This window comes from Pseudomonas syringae group sp. J309-1 (assembly GCF_032582135.1).
GTDB classification, from domain to species: Bacteria; Pseudomonadota; Gammaproteobacteria; order Pseudomonadales; family Pseudomonadaceae; genus Aquipseudomonas; species Aquipseudomonas quasicaspiana.
Genome location: NZ_JAWHNU010000137.1, coordinates 1 through 589, shown reverse-complemented (window position 1 = coordinate 589; position 589 = coordinate 1). Strand labels below are relative to the sequence as shown.

Sequence of the window (589 nt, the reverse complement as noted above, 5' to 3'; positions counted from 1 at the left end):
GTGCCAACCACATCATGCTCGGTCATGCCGACATGATCTACTTCAGCGACACTTACGGCAACGCCGCGGTGCCGCCGAACGGCATTCAGGTTTTCGGCGGCACGCCCGATGCCGGCATCGTGCATGAGATCGAGAATCCGAATCCGGCTGCCGGCACCAACAATTGGTACACCGAGGACGGCTACGGCGCCGGCGGAAACGGCGGCTTCCCGCCGCCCTTCCAAACGAGCCCGGTGTCCGGCGGCGGCTCCTACAGCGACTGCTCGGATGCAAGCCAGCCCGGTGTCAAGCCGATCCTTGACTATCTGAAGGGCATCCGGATCAACGCGAATTGCGAACCGGGCCACTATTATCTCTTGAACAACTACAATCCGGGTTATTTCGGCAACGGCAAGAACGCCTACACCGACACCAATCCGTCCAACACGCCGTTCACGATCCCGCCGTCGACCCGCAAGAGCCTCGGCGACAGCCTGAACGACCGGAACATCTCCTGGAACTACTACGGCGACCAGTGGAACAACTACGTCAACGATCCCTACCAGCTCAATTGGGGCGTGGCCGGTCCGACCGCGGATGAGTATTGCAA

At 60.8% G+C, this 589-nt stretch carries 1 protein-coding gene; it reads left to right on the top strand.

Translation table 11 applies throughout. The features are described 5' to 3' along the window. Positions 1-589, top strand: a 589-nt coding sequence (locus tag RX972_RS29100; protein WP_316880752.1) for a hypothetical protein, incomplete at both ends; no start/stop codon positions are given.